14 protein-coding genes are annotated in these 17,623 nt (G+C 66.3%); 6 read left to right on the forward strand and 8 right to left on the reverse strand.

Going from position 1 to position 17,623, the window contains the following annotated elements; genetic code table 11:
• The first annotated feature begins 6 nt into the window (after window positions 1-6).
• The 4 genes from AB0N05_RS14860 (at window position 7) to AB0N05_RS14875 (ending at window position 3,789) form a co-directional block, all read left to right on the forward strand.
• Entirely contained in the window at window positions 7-537 is a 531-nt protein-coding gene (locus AB0N05_RS14860) for an ATP/GTP-binding protein (protein WP_364694580.1), read from the forward strand.
• Complete coding sequence (locus AB0N05_RS14865; RefSeq protein ID WP_364693022.1) at window positions 534-1,799, forward strand: cytochrome P450; 1,266 nt, start codon at window positions 534-536, stop codon at window positions 1,797-1,799. The genes AB0N05_RS14860 and AB0N05_RS14865 overlap by 4 nt, the downstream gene beginning before the upstream one ends.
• Window positions 1,796-3,019, forward strand: coding sequence for a cytochrome P450 (locus tag AB0N05_RS14870; RefSeq protein ID WP_364693025.1), 1,224 nt, complete (start codon window positions 1,796-1,798; stop codon window positions 3,017-3,019). Before AB0N05_RS14865 ends, AB0N05_RS14870 begins: the two co-directional genes overlap by 4 nt.
• 83 nt (window positions 3,020-3,102) lie before the next feature.
• Window positions 3,103-3,789, forward strand: coding sequence for a hypothetical protein (locus AB0N05_RS14875; RefSeq protein ID WP_364693028.1), 687 nt, complete (start codon window positions 3,103-3,105; stop codon window positions 3,787-3,789).
• Between the two features lie 5 nt (window positions 3,790-3,794).
• Here the strand turns inward: AB0N05_RS14875 and AB0N05_RS14880 are convergent, their stop codons facing one another.
• From AB0N05_RS14880 to AB0N05_RS14910, 7 genes are read right to left on the reverse strand one after another with little or no spacing between them, the layout of a single operon-like run.
• Window positions 3,795-4,589 carry an IclR family transcriptional regulator gene (locus AB0N05_RS14880; RefSeq protein WP_364693031.1) on the reverse strand — a complete coding sequence of 265 codons (795 nt, stop codon included), beginning with the start codon at window positions 4,587-4,589 and terminating at the stop codon, window positions 3,795-3,797.
• 55 nt (window positions 4,590-4,644) lie between these two features.
• Window positions 4,645-6,201 (reverse strand): GMC oxidoreductase, encoded by a 1,557-nt coding sequence (locus AB0N05_RS14885; RefSeq protein WP_364693034.1) that lies wholly within the window; start codon window positions 6,199-6,201, stop codon window positions 4,645-4,647.
• Window positions 6,198-7,748 (reverse strand): APC family permease, encoded by a 1,551-nt coding sequence (locus tag AB0N05_RS14890; RefSeq protein ID WP_364693037.1) that lies wholly within the window; start codon window positions 7,746-7,748, stop codon window positions 6,198-6,200. The genes AB0N05_RS14885 and AB0N05_RS14890 overlap by 4 nt, the downstream gene beginning before the upstream one ends.
• A gap of 38 nt (window positions 7,749-7,786) precedes the next feature.
• Window positions 7,787-9,280, reverse strand: coding sequence for an aldehyde dehydrogenase family protein (locus tag AB0N05_RS14895; RefSeq protein ID WP_364693040.1), 1,494 nt, complete (start codon window positions 9,278-9,280; stop codon window positions 7,787-7,789).
• The gene (locus AB0N05_RS14900; protein ID WP_364694583.1) at window positions 9,274-10,407 is read right to left on the reverse strand and encodes an aromatic ring-hydroxylating dioxygenase subunit alpha; all 1,134 of its coding nucleotides are present in this window, start codon (window positions 10,405-10,407) and stop codon (window positions 9,274-9,276) included. The genes AB0N05_RS14895 and AB0N05_RS14900 overlap by 7 nt, the downstream gene beginning before the upstream one ends.
• A complete protein-coding gene (gene solA / locus AB0N05_RS14905; protein ID WP_364693043.1) occupies window positions 10,398-11,537 on the reverse strand; it encodes an N-methyl-L-tryptophan oxidase in 1,140 nt (379 codons plus the stop codon). The genes AB0N05_RS14900 and solA overlap by 10 nt, the downstream gene beginning before the upstream one ends.
• Window positions 11,538-11,539: 2 nt before the next feature.
• On the reverse strand, window positions 11,540-13,960 hold the full coding sequence (locus tag AB0N05_RS14910) for an FAD-dependent oxidoreductase (protein WP_364694586.1): 2,421 nt from the start codon (window positions 13,958-13,960) through the stop codon (window positions 11,540-11,542).
• A 158-nt stretch (window positions 13,961-14,118) separates the two neighbouring features.
• Between AB0N05_RS14910 and AB0N05_RS14915 the strand changes: the two genes are divergently transcribed.
• Together AB0N05_RS14915 and AB0N05_RS14920 are read left to right on the forward strand one after the other, a co-directional pair.
• Window positions 14,119-14,334 (forward strand): hypothetical protein, encoded by a 216-nt coding sequence (locus AB0N05_RS14915; RefSeq protein WP_364693046.1) that lies wholly within the window; start codon window positions 14,119-14,121, stop codon window positions 14,332-14,334.
• Window positions 14,335-14,348: 14 nt separating this feature from the next.
• Complete coding sequence (locus AB0N05_RS14920; protein WP_364693049.1) at window positions 14,349-14,612, forward strand: GlsB/YeaQ/YmgE family stress response membrane protein; 264 nt, start codon at window positions 14,349-14,351, stop codon at window positions 14,610-14,612.
• 219 nt (window positions 14,613-14,831) lie between these two features.
• On the opposite strand, the gene AB0N05_RS14925 is transcribed toward AB0N05_RS14920, so the two are convergent.
• Entirely contained in the window at window positions 14,832-17,552 is a 2,721-nt protein-coding gene (locus AB0N05_RS14925) for an ATP-dependent helicase C-terminal domain-containing protein (protein WP_364693052.1), read from the reverse strand.
• Window positions 17,553-17,623 lie beyond the last annotated feature (71 nt).

Consider the following 17,623-nt stretch of genomic DNA (forward strand, 5'->3'; position numbering starts at 1 on the left):
CACGGGTTGAAGATCGTGATCGTGGGCGGTTTCGGCGTCGGCAAGACCACCATGGTGCGCGCGATCAGCGAGATCCGCCCGCTCGACACCGAGGCCACCATGACCCAGGTCGGCCAGGGCGTGGACGATCCGAGTGGCGCGCCCGGAAAGACCACCACCACGGTGGCTTTCGACTTCGGGCGGATCACCATCGACGACGAGCATGTGCTGTACCTGTTCGGAGCGCCTGGGCAGGAACGCTTCTGGTTCCTGTGGGACCGGCTGTTCACCGGCGCATTGGGCGCGATCGTCCTGGTCGATCAGCGCCGCATCGAGGACTCCTGGTACGCCATCGACCGTCTCGAACATCAGGGGACGCCATTCATAGTGGCGTGCAATAACTTCGGCGGTCAGGCCGACCCGCGGGAAGTCCGCGACGCCCTGGACCTGGATCCGCACGTGCCGCTCATCGACTGCGATGCCCGCGACCGCGACTCCTGCAAGCGCGTCCTGATCGAGCTGGTCGAATTCCTCAACACCCCGAAGGCCCTGTCATGACCTCCCCCGCGTCCGGCGGCGGCTGCCCGGTGCAGCGGCCCGAGCCCGGCACCGTGCCGCTCAGCGGCCCTCGCTTCCACACCGATCCGCAGCACCTGTACAACGAGATGCGCCGCGAACACGGCGCGGTGGTGGCGGTCGAGCTGCCCGGCGGTGTGCCCGCGTGGCTGGTCATCGGCTATCGCGAGATGCATCAGGTCACCAATTCCCCCGAGCTGTTCCCGCGCGATGTGAGCCTGTGGAATCAGTGGGGCAATATCCCCGCCGACTGGCCGCTGCTGCCCATGGTCGGCCAGCCCATGCCCTCCATCTACTTCACCGCGGGCGCCGAGCATCGCAGGCATGTGGCCATGGTGGAGCCCGCCCTCGAGGCGGTCGATCCCTTCCACTTGCGCCGTGTCTGTGAGGAATTGGCGGATCAGCTGATCGACGGCTTCTGCGGTCGCGGCACCGCGGACCTGGTCGCCGACTTCGCCGAACCGCTCCCGGTGCTGGTCCTGGCCGGACTGCTCGGCCTCCCGGACGAGGACGGCGCGGACCTGGCCCGGACCATGAAGGTCATGGCCGACGGCGGCGCGGACGCCCAGGCCGCATACCTGCGGTTCATGCAGCACATGCAGCGCCTGGTGGCCATGAAGAAGGCCCGGCCCGGCGATGACCTGGTGTCCCGCATGCTGGCCGACCCGATGCCGTTCACCGATGAGGAATACGCGAACGACCTGATGGCGATCACCGCCGCCGGTCACCTCCCGACCTGCGACTGGCTCGGAAACTCCATGCGGCTCATGCTCACCGACGATCGATTCGCCGCCGCACTGGGTGGTGGCAGGCGCAGCGTGGGCCAGGCCATGAACGAGGTGCTGTGGGAGGACACCCCCACCCAGATTCTGGCCGGGCGCTGGGCCGCGCGTGATACCCGCCTGGGCGACAAGGTTATTCGCGCGGGTGACATGCTGCTGCTCGGCCTGGCGGCCGCCAATGGCGATCCGCATGTGCGCCAGCATGTTTCCGAGGCCGTGCATACCGGCAACAATGCCCATTTCGCGTTCAGCCACGGCGAATACCGCTGCCCGTTCGCGGCGCAGCACCTCGCCGAGATCATCGCGCGAACCGGTATCGAGGTGCTGCTGGATCGGCTGCCCGACATGGATCTGGCCGTGCCCGCCCAGAACCTGGTGCGGCGTCCGTCGCCTTTTCTGCGCGGAATGACTTCCCTGCCTGTTGTTTTCACGCCTGTTCGTGCTGTCGGAGGTTTTCAGTGAGTTCATGCCCGCATGCCATCGCCATCGATCCCATGGTGAGTGATCTGGCCGGTGAGACCGAGCGGCTGCGCGCCGCCGGTGCGCTCACCCGCATCGAATTGCTGGGCGTCTCCGCCTGGACCGTCACCGACCACACCCTCGCGCGCCAATTGCTCACCGACACAAGACTTGTCAAGGACATCAATGCCTGGGGCCTGTGGCAGTCCGGTGTGGTGACCCGGCAGTGGCCGCTGATCGGCATGATCGACGCCGGACGCTCCATGTTCACCGTGGACGGGGCCGAGCATCGCCGCCTGCGCATCAAGACCAACCAGGCGCTGACCCCGCGCCGCCTGGAGCAGTTGCGCCCGTACATCGAACGCCTCACCAAGGAACTGCTCGACGATCTCGAGGAGGCCGGTCGCGACGGCGCGGTGGTGGACCTCAAGCAGGTGTTCGCCTATCCGCTGCCGATGCGCGTGGTCAGTGAACTCATGGGCGTGCCGCGCGAGGATCAGCCCAAGTTGCTGACCTCGTACAAGGCGTTCTTCTCCATGCTCACCCCGCAGGACGAACGGCTGCAGGTGATCGCTGATCTGGATGCCTATTTCGCCGAGATGGTCCGCCGCAAGACCGCCGAACCCGGTGACGATCTCACCAGCGCGCTCATCCTCGCCGATGAGGGCGGTGACCCGCTCACCGAGGAAGAGGTGGCCGGGAATCTCGAGGCCCTGGTCGCCGCCGGTCATGAGACCACGGTCGGCCTCATCCTGAATGCGGTGCGCGCCTTGCTGTCTCGCCCCGAGCAGCTGGCGCAACTCCGCTCCGGCGATATCGAGTGGAAGCAGGCCATCGAGGAGACCCTGCGCTGGGACGGCCCGCTCACACACCTGCTCATGCGCTTCGCCACCGAGGATATTGCGTTGGGCGACACCGTGATCGACAAGGGCGAGGGCGTCGTCATCTCCTATCGCGCCGTCGGCCGCGACACCACCATCCACGGCGAGGACGCGAACGAATTCGATGCCACCCGCCCGACCGCGAGCCGCAATATCGCCTTCGGGTACGGCCCGCACATCTGCCCCGGAGCGGCCCTGGCCCGCCTGGCGGCCTCCATCGCCCTGCCCGCCCTCTTCGACCGCTTCCCCGGCCTGAGCCTGGCCGTCCCCGCCGAGGAAATCACCCATCTCCCGGTCCTCACCCAGAACGATGTGGCGGCCGTGCCGGTGCGCCTGGCCTGAGACTCGCCGCTCCGGCCACGAGTTCGCCGCTCCCGCCGACACCCGATGTCATGCTGTGCCGCGTGAAAAGCACAGGAGTTTGGGTGTCGGCGGTCGCGTGCGCAGCGGTCCTGCTGACCGCCGCATGCGGCAGCAGCAAGAGCGATTCGGCGGCCGACGACGCGCCCCCGAGCACGCCCCGCGACCAACTGGTGCTCTCCGATACGGAGTTCCCGGCGGGCGTCACCAAAATGGATCTCCCGCAGGACAAGATCCAGGCGAGTCTCGCCGACGCCAACAGCTACATGAAGAACGCCACCCTCACCCCCGAGGAATGCCGTGGCGCGCAAGTGGATCTGGCCGCCGCCAGCAAGGACATGCTCGCCAAATCATCCATGGTCGCCGGTGCCACCAATGACATGAACGTCTACGTCGACATCGTCTCCAGCCAGGTCCTGGACCTGAAGCCGATGATCGACAACTACGCCAAATGCGCTGAGGTCTCCACCACCGCCGATATCGAAGGCGACACCATCGACACCAAGGTGAAGACCGAGAAGCTGAAGGTCCCCGCCGCCCTCTCCGGCACCGACGCGGTCGCCTACCGTTCCACCGCCACGAACATCATCTCCGGCGGCGCCCCTTCGACCCGAACCTCCTACCAAGGCTGGGCAACCTTGCGCGGCACCACCGTCGGAGTCAAGGTCTCCGCCATCAGCGGCACCCCCGACGAGGCCACCTTCGACAAGTTCTTCACCGACGCGGTGCAGAAGGTCAAGAACGCGAAGTAGCAGGTTCAGCCGGTGTAGCCCAGGCGACGGCTGATCACCGCGGCCGATTCGACGGCCTGGGCGGCGATCTCCGGGAAGCTTTGGGCCGACATGCGATAGGACGGGCCGGAGACGCTGAGGGCGGCGATTATGCGGCCGTCGGAGTCTCGGATGGGGGCGGCCACCGCGTTCAGGCCGATTTCGAGTTCTTCCTCGCAGGCCGCCCAGCCTTGGGTCTTGATCTGGGCGAGCTGGGTGCGGAGGGTGGGGAGGTCGGTGATGGTGTTGGGGGCGAAGGATTCCAGGCGGCGGTTGAGGTGGGCGCGGAGGTCGGGGGCGGTGAGGTCGGAGAGCAGGACCTTGCCGCTGGAGGTGGCGTGGGCGGGGCAGGATTGGCCCACCCAGGTGCGCAGGGCCACGCCCGCGGAGCCGACGGCTTCCACGACATTGACTATGCGGTCGCTGTCGAGGATGGCGATATTGGTGGTTTCGCCTACTCGGGCGGCGAGTTCGTCGCAGACGTCCTGGCTTTGGCGCGGGAGGTCCATATGGGCGCTGGTGGAACCCGCCAGGCGGACCACGGTGAAGCCCAAGCGGTACTTGCCGCGTTCGGAGAGCTGCTGGACGTAGCCGCGTGCTTCCAGGACGGCGATCAGGCGCGATACCGTCGATTTATGCACGCCGAGTTCGGCCGCGATCTCGGTGACCCCGGCCGCTCCCAGTTTGGCCACTATTTCCAGGGCCGCCAGCGCACGGTCGACGGACTGCACGGCCGCGCCGTCTCGCCGGGTGCCGGACCCCTCGCCCGATTGGTTCGCCATAGCCTTCCCAGTGTATGCGGCACAGGGTTTTCCGCAGGTCGGGGACCCGGCGGAGTCACCCGTCGGCCTTGATCAGGGCCGCGCACTTCTCCCCCATCGCCATGATGGTGATATTCGGGTTCACGGCGGGGAGTTTGGGCATGGCGGAGGCGTCGACGACGCGGAGGTTACGCACGCCTTTCACGCGCAGTTGCGGATCGAGCACCGCCATGGGGTCGTCGACCGCGCCCATGCGTGCGGTGGCGGCCGGGTGGTAAACGGTGTTGTGGGTGCGGTGCATGTAATCGATGAGGTCGGCGTCGGTGACGGCCTCCGGTCCGGGCGCGAGTTCCCTTGCCACCCAATCCTTCAGCGGAGACTGCTCGGCAATGCGGCGGGCGAGCCGGATGCCGTGCAGCATCACGCGCTCGTCGTGGCCGTCGGGATCGCTGAAGTAGCGGGGATCCACCCGCGGTTTGTCGCGGAAATCCCTGGAGCGAAGCCGGACGGTTCCGCGCGAATGTCCCTGCGTCACATTGGGAGTGAGACAGAAGCCGTTCTCCGTGGTCGGATAGCCCCAGCGCACGGTGTTCATATCGAAGGGCACGCTGCCATAGTGCATCATCAGGTCGGGCTGGGTGAGACCGTCTGTGGTGGTGGCGAATACACCGATCTCCCACCACTGCGTCGAGGTGGTGATCATGGGCCGGGAGGATTCCCAGAACACCAGGCCTTCGACGTGGTCGTCCAGGTTCGAGCCGACGCCGGGTGAATCCGCGCGCACCTGAATTCCCATGTCCCGCAAATGATCCTCGGGACCGATTCCCGAGAGCATGAGCAGCTTCGGTGTGTCGATCGCGCCCGTGCTGATGATCACCTCCCGGCGCGCGTGCACGGTGTCGAAGCCGGTCAGATCCGGCCTGCGATACCGCGCACCCGTCGCGGAATTCGTTTCATCGAACAGGATTTCGCTGACCCAGCACCCGGTACGCACTTCCAGATTGCCGCGCGTCCCGATGATCGGATGCAGGTACGCGTGCGAGGACGACATGCGAATGTTGTCGCCATCCGCATTGATCTGAAACCAGCCCGCGCCATTGCGGACCGTCTCGCCCCGATTGAACTGCACCGTAGGCAATCCCACCTGCGCCGCGGCCTCCAGCACCGCGTATCCGCAGGGGTCCTTGGGTGGAATGTCACGCAGCTCGACCGGGCCCGTGTGCCCATGCTGATCGCCTGGCGCATCATTGCTTTCGAGCCGGGTCACATACGGGTGGAGCCCTTCCGCACCCCATCCGGTGGCCCCCATTGCCTCCCACTCGTTCAGTCCCTCGGCAGGCGGCCAGAACGCGATACACGAGTTGTGCGAGGAACATCCGCCCAGCACTTTGGCGCGTGCGTGACGCAGGAAGCTATTGCCACTGGCCTGCGGTTCCACCGGATAGTCCCAGTCATAACCTGATTCGAGCAGCAGCATCCAATCGACCAGCCGCAGAATCTTGTCGTCGCCGATATCGGAGGGCCCGGCCTCCAGCAGGCACACGGTGACGTCCGGATCCTCGCTGAGCCGCGCCGCCACCACACAGCCCGCCGACCCGCCGCCGACGATCACGTAATCGAAGGTGTCACTCATGCGGCAGGCACCTCCCCCGGTGTCGGGGCGGCATGCGAGGCGAGAATGCCGATGACGCGAACTCCTCTGACCCAGTACCAGATCAGGCCGACGAGCAGGATCGCGCCGATGTAGACGAACGCACCCCAGGTGTTGTACCAAGGCGAGCCATAGACGGCCTCGCGCGGCCAGGCCAGGTTGATGGCCATGCCCAGACCCCACACCACGGCAACGATATTCACGAACATGCCCCAGCGGCCCATGGTGAAGTAGCCGCCGTCACGCAGATCCTGCGGGGGCCAATTGCCCTTGATCCGCTGCCACAGCATCGGCCCGGTCACCATGAGGTAGGCGAGGTAGATCATGATGACGGCAATGGAGGTCAACACCGTAAAGACTTGTGGCTGACCGATATTGAGAACGAGGATCAGCGCCGACAGCACACCGATCACGATCGCGGGGACCACCGGGGCCTGATGCTTCACGCTCAGCTTGGCCAGCCGCTCACCGAACGGCAGCGCATTGTCACGCGCCATGGCGAAGGCGAGCCGGATGGCCGCCGAGTGCACCGCCAGCGAGCACACGGTCACCGCGACCACGATGCACACCAGGAATACCTTGCTCGCCGGACCCCACATCACCTGCTCGACGATGTACTGCAAACCGCCGTCGGTGGTGCCGAGCTTCTCATCGCTCAGATTGGGTGCCGCCATGACCGCGAACACCAGGATCGCGCCACCGATCACGAAGGACGCCAACAGCGCTCGCAGGATCGCCTTGGGTGCGGTGCGCCGAGGCTCCACCGTCTCTTCGCCGAGTGAGCTCGCGGTGTCGAATCCGTACATGACATAGCCGGAAGCCAGCGAGGCGATCAGGAAGGCGCTCAGGTAGCCGCCGCTCTCGCCCGCACCGTAGCCATTGCTGGAGAAAAACACGCTCGGCCCGCGAGTGATGTGGAATCCCAGAATGATCGCGATGAGGACGGCCGCGATCAACTCGATGAACACGCCCGCGCTATTGATCATCGACATGAGCTTCACGCCGAACGCATTCACGACCGTGCTGAAGGTGATCAGTACGGTGCCGAGAATGACGGCATTGGTGGCGTAGTCATACTCGCCGGTGCCGTCGCCGATGATCTGGAACCCGCTCCACAATCGCGGCAGATTCAACTGCATGGCCAGCGCCACGGCCGCGAGGGTCACGATCGAGGCGGTGAGCATGAGCCACCCCGCCGACCAGCCCACAAGTTTGTTGCCGAGCTTCTTGGACCAGTTGTAGACCGAACCCGCGACCGGATACTTGGCCGACAGCTCCATGAAGCACAGCGCCACGGCCAACTGTCCTAGGAATACCAGTGGCCACGACCATAGATATCCCGGCCCGGCGGTCCCGTACCCGAAATAGAACATCTGGAAGGTGCCGGTGAGAATCGAGATGTAGCTGACGCCCGCGGCGAAACTCGCGAACTTGCCGATGCTACGGCTCAATGATTCCCGATAGCCGAATTCTTCGACACCGTGGTCGTGAGCGGAGGTGGTCGGAGCGGGGGGACGGGTGGTCGTCATGACGGCCCAACTTTCAAAAATGACGCGCTAGAACATATTCAGTTGTCGGCGAACCAGCCGCCCACCGCCGGAGCGGTGTTGTGCCATATGTGTTTGGTCTCTTGGTATTCCGCCAGGCCGCTGGGACCCAGTTCGCGGCCGATACCGGATCGGCCGAACCCGCCCCATTCGGCGGCGGGGGTGTAGTAGCCGAAGTCGTTGAGCCACACGGTGCCGTGCCGCAGGGCACGGACCATGCGTTCACCGCGGGCCGGGTCGGCGGTGCGGACACCGGCGGCCAGACCGTAGGCGGTGTCATTGCCCAGGGCGATGGCCTCGGCGTCGTCGGTGAAGCGTTCGACGGTGAGGATGGGGCCGAAGGTCTCCTCCTGCACGATGCGCATCCAGCGGCGGCAGTCGTCGAAAATGGTGGGCAGGAAGTAACTTCCGGCTTGTAGGTGCTTGTCATCGGGGCGGGAGCCACCGGTAATCAGCGTCGCACCTTCCGCAATGCCCAGGGCCACATAGGCTTCGACCTTGGCTCGGTGCTGTCCGGAGACCAAGGGGCCGGTCTCGCTGGCCTCGTCCATGCCGGGTCCGATGCGAATATTGCGTGCGCGCCGGGTCAATTCGGTCACGAAGTCATCGGCGATGGACTCGTGCACGATGAGTCGGGTGCCCGCCGAGCAGACTTGGCCGGAATGCAGGAACGCACCGGTGAGGACGGCATCGACCGCGCTGTCGAAATCGGCGTCCGCGCAGATGATGTGCGGGTTCTTGCCGCCGAGTTCGAGAGCCACCTTGGTGATGTGGGTGGCGGCATTGCGGGCAATGGTCTCCCCGGTCGCCGCGCCGCCGGTGAAGGAGATCAGGTCCACGTCCGGGGTGTCGGTGAGTGCGGAACCGACTGTGCCGCCGCTGCTCTGGATCAGGTTCACCACGCCCGGCGGCACGCCCGCCCGGTCGATCAGGCGCATTAACGCGATCGTGCTGAGCGGTGTGACCTCGCTGGGTTTGGCCACCATGGTGCACCCGGCGGCCAGTGCGGGTGCGATCTTCCACGACATTTGGAGCAGCGGATAGTTCCACGGCGCGATGAGCGCGCATACCCCGACCGGTTCGCGCACCACCCGGCTGATGATTGCCGGATTCCCGGTGTCGATGAGCCGATCCGCGCCGGTCACAGCGAGATTCGCGTAGTAGCGGAACACCGAGATCACATCGTCGATATCGATGTAACTCTCGCGCAGCGTCTTTCCGGTGTCGAGAGTTTCGATGCGGGCCAGCGCATCTCGTTCCTCGCCGAGCAGATCGGCAATGCGCAGCAGGTAGGCCACGCGTTCCGTCACCGGCGTCTGCGGCCAGCCGCCGGTGTCGAAGGCCGCGCGCGCCGCGGCCACCGCGGTCACCGCATCAGCCCGATCGGCCTCGTCGATGGTGGCGATCACCGTGCCATCGGCAGGGTTCACGATGTCACGAGTGCCGCCGCCGACCGCGTGCACCCATTTTCCGTCGATATACAGGTTCGGCGGACTACAGAGTTCGTCTAACACGGCCCGTCCGCCTTCTTCCTGGCCCACTCATGGAATTCGGCAATATGGTGTTCGGCCGGGACCAGCACGCCGCCCTTGCGATACGCCCGCGAGGACATGGCGGGCTGGGTCCGCTCACATGCCGCGAAATCCTGTTCGTTCACGCGATGGAACAGTTCCACGGAATGGTCGAGCACACCGCCGGATTCGACGACATCGGGTGCATACAGCCAATCGCATTCGACGATGGTGCGGTCGTGCGCCATCGGGTACATGCGATGGAAGATGACGTGATCGGGCACCAGATTCACGAATACCGTCGGCCGGATGGTGACGGCGAAGTACTTGCGATCCTGTTCCGGCGCGAGATCGGGCAGTGGGTCGAACCCGGCGCGGCCATCCACCGTGAAGCCGTCGATTCGCTCACCGAAATCCGCGCCGTGTCCCACGAAGTACTGTGCGGCATAGCCTTTCGCGAACTCCGGTAGCACTTCCACCAATTCGGGGTGGATGACCGCGCAGTGGTAGCACTCCATGAAGTTCTCGACGATCAGCTTCCAATTGGCGGCCACGTCGTAGACGACGCGCTTGCCGACGGCGAGCTGGTCCAGCCCGTAGCGGTCGATGGCGACCGGATCACCCAAGCGCCCGGTGACCGCGCCCATGACCTCGGTTTCGAAGGACGGTGGCTCATCGGCCAGGCACACCCAGGCGTAGCCGAGCCATTCCCGCAGCGCCACCGGGATGAGCCCATGGGCGACGCGGTCGATGGGGTCGCCCGAATCATCGTGCAGGGAACCGATATTCGGTGCGGCGACCAGCTTCCCATCCAATCCGTACGCCCAGGCGTGATAAGGGCATTGCAGCGTGCGCCGCACCTGCCCCTCGGATTCGGTGCAGATCATGGCACCGCGATGGCGGCACACATTCAGAAATGCGCGTAGCTCGTCGTCCCGGCCGCGCACTATCAGTACGCTTTCCCGGCCCACCTGCACGCGTTTGAAGCAGCCCGGGTCCGGCAGCTCCGAGGCGCGGGCCGCGCAGAACCACATGGATTCGAAGATGTTGGCCTGCTCGGCGGCGAAAATCGCCGGGTCGCAGTAATACTCACCGCCGAGGGTGGGAATGAGATCCGAGGTCACAGGGATACCAGCCTTTGCGGGGCGAACAGGTCGATGGGGTGCCGGGTGCCGCCGGACATGGCGAGATCGGCGAGGATCTCACCCACCACCGGCACGAATTTGAAGCCGTGCCCAGAGAATCCGCAGGCCACGGTGACCGCGGCGTGCGCGGGATGGCGGGCGATGACGAAATGCTGATCGGAGGTATTGGAGTACATGCAGGTGGCGGCGTGGATGGCGCGGCCGACCAGGGCGGGCAGCAATTCGCGTACCCGCGTGCGCATTTCGGTGATCTCCTCGGCGTGCACCTGGCGATCGATGGTCTCCGGAGTGCACGGGATGCCCTTGCGGAAGAAGGCAACTTTCACGCCGCCGTCCGGGCCGTCGATGGCGGGGAAACCGTAGATCTGTTCGCCCGCTTCGTTTTCGGCGATATAGATGGGGTCGCGCTCGAACTTCTGAGTTCCGATGACCGGGTCGAGCCAGTACATGACCTGGCGTTCTATCTCGATGCCGATGCCGAGGTCGGCCAGTAGCTCCGGAGCCCACGCGCCGGGACAGATCACCAGTTGACCGGCCGTGTACGTGCCGGTCCCGGTGGTGACGGTGACGCCGCCGCCGGTCTCCTTCCACGACTCGACCTGCTCACCGAACCGCAGGGTCGCACCGGCCTTGGCGGCCAGATCCAGGTGGGCCGCCACGGTCAGCTCCGGGCGAGCGAACCCGGCCTGCTCCTCATAGAGTCCGACGAACTTCGATTCGGGCGTGAAATTCGGGAAGCGCCTGTGGATTTCGCGCGCATCGAGCATTTCGTGCGGCAGCGACCATTCCCGGGAGGCGCGCAGGCTGCCCGCGACGGTCTCACTGTCCGGCGGCCCGATGTAGAGGCCGCCGGTAAGCCGGAAGACCTCGTCACCGGAATCCCGGGCCAGCTGTTCCCACAGCTCGTAGGCGCGCAGCAGCAGCGGCACATAGGCCGGGTCCTCGAAATAGGACTGGCGGACGATACGGGAGCCGCCGTGGCTGGAGCCTTTGTTATGGGCGGGCGTGAATTTCTCCAGGCCGAGTACCCGATGTCCGGCCTGGGCCAGGTGGTAGGCGGCGGCGCTGCCCATGCCGCCCAGGCCGATCACTATGACGTCGTAGGTGTCTGACATCGTTACCTCCGGATCAGCGACATATCGGGATCGACCACCGGTTCGGTGTTCACCCGGGCCGTGAATGTGTGTGTCAGATAGTCGATTTCGACCGGATCTCCGGGCTGGACCGTGCTCGGCAACCAGGCGTAGGCGATGGTGCGGCCGATCGTCGCGGAGTACCCGGCACTGGTGACGTATCCGGCGACGCTGCCGTGCACCGAGACCGGTTCCTTGCCGAGCAGCACGGCTTGCGGGTCATCGCAGACCAGGGAACGCAGTGTCTTCTCCTGCGGTGCAGCCGATTCCAGTGCTCGCTTGCCGATAAAGGACGGCTTGTTCATGCGGACCGCGAAGCCCAGTCCCGCCGCCTCCGGGGTGTGTTCGATGGTCACATCGGTGCCCCACGAGCGGTAGCCCTTCTCCAGCCGGAGGCTATTGAACGCGATTCGCCCGGCCGCGATCGCCCGATGCTCGCGCCCGGCCTCCCACAGCAGATCCCACAGCGCCGCACCGTGTTCGGCGGTCGTATAGATCTCCCAGCCGAGTTCGCCGACATAGGACACGCGCAGCATGGTGACCGGAATACTGCCCAGATGGGTGCGCAGCGCCTTGAAGTAGCCGAATGCCTTGTGCGACAGATCATCCGCGCACAGTGGTTGCACCACGTTGCGCGCCTGCGGTCCCCAGACGCCGACACAGCAGGTGCCGCCGGTGATGTCGCGAATGGTGACGCTGCCGTCGCCGGGCAGGTGCCGGGTGAACCAGTCGAAATCCAGCGGGCCATTCGCGCCCACCTGGAACAGCTGATCTTCCAGCCGGGCGACGGTGAGATCGCTTCGGACGCCGCCGTTCTGGTCCAGCAGCAGCGTGTAGGTGACCGCGCCGGGCTTGCGGCCGACGTCATTGCTGGTCATCTCTTGCAGGAATGCCGCCGCGCCCCGGCCGGAGATCTCGTATCGGGTCAGCGGTGTCATGTCGTACATGGCGACATGCGAACGCGTCCAGCGTGCTTCGGCGATCGAGATGGGCGAGTAGAAACTGCCGGACCAGTCGTCGCGCTCGGGGAAGTCCACGCCTTCGGCGGCCAGCTCGCCCACCAAACCCGCATTGCTCTCGAACCAGGCCGGGCGTTCCCACAGCGCACCTTCGAAGAAGAAGGCGCCCATCTCACACTGCCGCGCATGGAACGGGCTGGTCCGCACATTCCGCGGCTCGGCGCGGTATTGATGCGGGTGGATGATGTCGTACACCTCGACGAACGCCTGCACGCTGGTGCGCCGAATGAATTCCGGACTGCGGGCGGCCTCCTCGAAGCGGTACAGGTCGGCCTCGTGCAGATCGATCTCCGGTGCGCCCTGCACGATCCACTGCGCCACCGCGCGAGCCACTCCCGCGGAGTGCGTCACCCACACCGCCTCGGCCACCCAGAATCCGGCAAGTTCGCGATGCTCCCCGAGCACCGGAAAGCCATCGGGAGTGAAGGAGAAGATGCCGTCGAAGCCCTCCTCCACCTTGCTGTCGCCGAGCGCGGGCAGCAGGTGCGTGCTCTCCGCCCAGGCGGGTTCGAACTCCGATTCGGTGAACGGCAGCATGGACGGCATCGGTTCATCGGCGGTGTCGCGCAGGAGATTTTCCATCTCGATCGGCCGGGGCTCGTGCCCGTAGTAGCCGATGCCGATGCGGTCACCGTAGGTGCGGTAGTAGAGGTCCGCGTCCTGATGGCGCAGCATGGGCAGCCGCTCGCCGCCGTCCAGCGCGGGCACCGGGCCGGTCTTGGCGAACTGGTGTGCCATGGGCACCAGCGGCACCGTGAGCCCGACGCGGCGGCCCAGTTCAGCACCCCAGAATCCGGCCGCGCTGATGACGATGTCGGCCGGGAATTCCTGGCCGTCGGCGGTGCGGACGCCGGTGACGCGACCGTCATTGCGGAGCACCTCGACGACCTCGCAGTAGCCGAGGAACTGTGCGCCCCGCTCGGCCGCCCGTGCCGCCTGCTTTTCGGCGGCTGTCAGCGCGAGCGCCAAACCATCGGTGGGCGTGTGGAATCCGCCGAGAATTCGCTCGATGTCCAGCAGCGGATGCAATGCGACGCATTCCTCCGGGCTGAGCAGCCGCGACTCGATTGCCCACGATTTCGCCCAGCCGTGCCTGCGGTGGAGTTCTCGCCAGCGCTGCGGGGTGGTCGCCACCTCGAGGCCGCCGACCGCGTCGAATGCCTCCAGTTCGGTGAATTTCTCGACCGTGTACCGGGCCAGTTCCGCCATGGTCTTGGAACCATTGGTCTGGAACACCAATCCCGGTGCGTGCGAAGTGGATCCACCGGTCCGGAAAAGTGGCCCGCGATCGGTGACGGTGACATCCGTCCACCCGAGCCCGGTGATTTCGTCCGCCAGCGCGGTTCCCACGATTCCCGCACCGATGATGACGACTCGCGGCTGCATCACCGAGCCTCCAAAGTGTTGCGTATTGCGCACCAAGTGCCGTAATACGCAACTATGTTCCGCCCGGCCGAACACGCTGTCAACCGGAACGGGGATATTCGTATTCCCTTTGTTTCCTGCGCATTTCACTACTTTTCGGCAGCATTTCAGCTAGCTTGATGAGCGGAGCCCAGAGGCTCGAGCGTGCCCGGATCGCGCATGGCCATCGCCTCGCGGAGCGCACGCATAGTCGTGCGCGCAGTGGGTATTTCCGTCGCGGCGGCCCTACCGAGGTTGCCCCGCACGCCCTCGTCGGCGCGGGCACGCTGATGTATTGCGACACGCTCACATCGGCGTCCAGCCCTGCTACCTTCGAGGATGCGGTACACCGCTAGGCAAGGAGCACGCCATGGGCATCATCACCATGATCATCATCGGCCTCATCGCGGGTGCGATCGCCCGCCTCCTCGTCCCAGGCAAAGAGGACTTCGGCTGGATCATGACCATCGTCCTGGGCATAGTCGGCGGCTATGTCGGCGGGACCCTGGGCAGCCTCGTCTTCGCGCCCCACAAATTCGATCTACGTCCCCCGGTGGAGCACAGCTTCATCGGCGCGATCATCGGCGCGATCATCATCCTGGTGATCTACAAGTTCGTCAGAGCCCGCGTCTGAATGCTCTGCGCTTGAAATGCTCTGCGCTTGAAGTGATCAGCCCGGCCTTACGGTCCGGGCGTAGTGGCGAAGTGCAGCCACGTGCGATGCATCCAGTGCTGGTAGTCCGCCGGGCTCCAGCCCTGGGTGCGGGTCATGAGCATGTAGGTCTCGGCCTGGCACAGTAGACCTCGGCGAATCCCACGCCGAGGGGTGCGGCCAGTCCAGCAGCCCAGGGACTCAGATCGGTCGCCCCCGCGACGCATTACGCGCGGTCCCGCGGTGCGCCTGGACAGTAGCGGGGTCCTCCGGCCAGGCATGTTTCGGATAGCGCCCGCGCAGATCGGCACGAACCTGCGGCCACCCGGTGCGCCAGAACGATTCCAGGTCCGCGGTGACCGCGACCGGCCGATGAGCCGGTGACAGCAAGTGCAGAAGAATAGATACTCGACCGTCAGCGAGCCGAGGGGTGCTCGTCCACCCGAAAACCTCCTGCACCTTCACCGCCAACACCGGCGGATCGGCCGAATAGTCCAGGCGCGGACTGCTTCCCGAGGGAACCTCGAGCCGTTCCGGAGCAAGCTCATCCAACCGCGCAGCCTCCGGCCACGGCAGCAACCGCCGCAAGACCTGCCCCGCATCAATACGCTCGAGATCGGCGCGCCGACGAGCGGTAGCAAGCTCCGGACCCAGCCAAGCATCGACATCGGCCAATAGCGACTCGTCATCAACCGCGGGCCAAGGTGCCCCGAGCGTCCGATGCAGGAAGTCCAGCCGCTGCCGCAGGGCGACCGCGTCGGCACTCCAACGCAGCACCCCCACCCCAGCCGCCATCAGCCCACGCCGCACCGCCTCCGTGACCAATCGCCGATCCGGTTCCCGAATCGCCTTCTCCGACAACATGATCGCTCCCAGTCGCTCCACCCGCCGAGCAACCACATCCCCGTCGACCCAGTCCACCTCGTCCGTAATCGACAACAGGGTCGGCGCAACCTCCCGAGCCAACCCCTCATCAGCAACAGCAGCCAACCTGATCCGCCCCTCCGCCCGCCCCGGATCCCGAGTAGCCACCGCCACCGCCAACCACTCCGCATCCCCCAACCCAGACCCCGGCGGCAACGTCACCGCGGTGCCACCCGCCATGAGATAACTCGCCGACCCCACCCCCCGCCGCCGCGCCAACCGCTCAGGATGCGCAAGCCCCACAACAAGAGCCGGATCATCCCCCTTCCCCGAACCGCCACCCTTTGCCGCCTCGCCACCGCCGACCTTCCCAGCCACAGCATCGCCAGCAGACGCCCCGACCTTCCCCGCCCCGTCAAGGCCTACGGCCGCTGTGATCTTCCCGGCTGCATCACTGTTCGGTGCCCGGCCAGCTCTCGACCCGGGGCCGTCGCTCGCAGCAACCCCGGCCACCGCCGCGCCTCTACCCGAATCCGCGTCCGTTCTCCGCGTCGCATCGCCGATCGAGGCCCCACCAGATTTCGACCTCGGGCCGTTCGAAGCCGGTTCGATCAGGCGGGCGAGGCGGTCGACTTCGCGACGCCAGCGGTCCGGGCGTTCGCGGCGGAGCGTGCGCAGACCGGCGACGAGATCGACGCCAGGGCTCAGGGTTTCGTCGTCGAGGAACGTGACCACTTCTGCGGCTGATCGCGCGCCGACCTGGGCGGCGCCGTCGAGTAGCGCTCGCGCCAATCGCGGGTGCAAGCCCAGTTTGGCCATGCGGCGGCCGCGATCGGTGACCGCGCCGTCCGCATCGACCGCGCCCAACGCTCGCAGGACTTCTCGTCCGGCGGCCAGTCCTCCGGGCGGCGGCGCATCCCACCATGCCAGGCCATGACCGTCGGGGGTGCCCCAGCAGGCCAGTTCCAAGGCCAGTCGCGTCAGGTCCGCCGTCTTGATCTCCGGTTCGGGGTAGGCGGGCAGTGTCGCGTGCTCGTACTCCGGCCAGCAGCGCCACGCGTGCCCCGGAGCCTCACGCCCGGCGCGGCCCGCCCGCTGCTCGGCCACGGCGGCCGAAACTCGCACTGTCGCAAGGCCGGACAGCCCTCGGCCGCGGTCGATACGCGGCACCCGGGATACCCCGGAATCCACGACGGCCCGCACTCCCGGCACCGTCAGGCTCGACTCCGCGACCGCGGTGGACAGCACCACTCGCCGCCGCGTCCCCGGTCGCAATGCGGTGTCTTGATGTGCGGCGGAAAGCCTCCCGTGCAAGGGAATTACGTCCACGCCGTTCAATCCGGACAGCAGGTCCGCGGTCCGCCGAATCTCGGCGGCGCCCGGCAGGAAGACCAGCACATCTCCCTCGATACCGGCGAGTGCGGCACGAGTAGCCCGCGCCACCTGCCCCTCGAGGCGCTCTCGGGGGAGCTGCGGCACATACGTCATCTCGACCGGATAGGCCCGACCGTAGACCTCCACCACGGGCGCGGCACGATCACCACCCAGCAATGCCGAAAGCCGGTCCGCCGCAACCGTCGCCGAGGTGGCGAGTACCCGCAGGTCCGGCCGCAATCCCTCGCGGGCATCGAGCAACAGTGCCAGCAGCAGATCCGCATCGAGATGCCGCTCATGGCACTCATCGAGCACCACGACATCCACCCCGGTCAATTCCGGATCACCCTGCAACCGCCGCACCAGCAGCCCCGACGTGACGACCTCGATCCGCGTCTTCGCCCCCACCCGCCGATCCCCGCGCACCGAATACCCGACGGTCTCCCCCACCGCTTCCCCCAGCAGCGATGCCATCCGCCCGGCCGCCGCCCGCGCCGCCAACCGCCGCGGTTCCGCCACCACCACGCGCCCGCTCGCCCCCGCCGCCAATGCGAGGGGCACCAATGTCGTCTTCCCGGTCCCCGGCGGCGCGACGAGCACCGCGGTCTCCCGCTCCATCAGCGTCTCGACAATACGATCGAGCTCGCCGCGAACCGGCAGATCGGGAAGCGCAGGCAGTTTCATTGCCGACCAGTCTGCCGGTCGCCCCGCCCGCGCTCCCCATCACCCTCAGTAGCGATTCAGCCCCCAGTACG

It is taken from the genome of Nocardia sp. NPDC051030, assembly GCF_040683015.1.
GTDB lineage: Bacteria > Actinomycetota > Actinomycetes > Mycobacteriales > Mycobacteriaceae > Nocardia.

What these genes read in the sequence shown, in the direction of transcription:
- AB0N05_RS14865 (WP_364693022.1), top strand. Translation starts at nt 534, where the DNA reads ATGACCTCCCCCGCGTCCGGCGGCGGCTGCCCGGTGCAGCGGCCCGAG.
- AB0N05_RS14880 (WP_364693031.1), bottom strand. Translation starts at nt 4,589, where the DNA reads ATGGCGAACCAATCGGGCGAGGGGTCCGGCACCCGGCGAGACGGCGCG.
- AB0N05_RS14885 (WP_364693034.1), bottom strand. Translation starts at nt 6,201, where the DNA reads ATGAGTGACACCTTCGATTACGTGATCGTCGGCGGCGGGTCGGCGGGC.
- AB0N05_RS14890 (WP_364693037.1), bottom strand. Translation starts at nt 7,748, where the DNA reads ATGACGACCACCCGTCCCCCCGCTCCGACCACCTCCGCTCACGACCAC.
- solA (WP_364693043.1), bottom strand. Translation starts at nt 11,537, where the DNA reads ATGTCAGACACCTACGACGTCATAGTGATCGGCCTGGGCGGCATGGGC.
- AB0N05_RS14910 (WP_364694586.1), bottom strand. Translation starts at nt 13,960, where the DNA reads ATGCAGCCGCGAGTCGTCATCATCGGTGCGGGAATCGTGGGAACCGCG.
- AB0N05_RS14915 (WP_364693046.1), top strand. Translation starts at nt 14,119, where the DNA reads ATGAGCGGAGCCCAGAGGCTCGAGCGTGCCCGGATCGCGCATGGCCAT.
- AB0N05_RS14920 (WP_364693049.1), top strand. Translation starts at nt 14,349, where the DNA reads ATGGGCATCATCACCATGATCATCATCGGCCTCATCGCGGGTGCGATC.
- AB0N05_RS14925 (WP_364693052.1), bottom strand. Translation starts at nt 17,552, where the DNA reads ATGAAACTGCCTGCGCTTCCCGATCTGCCGGTTCGCGGCGAGCTCGAT.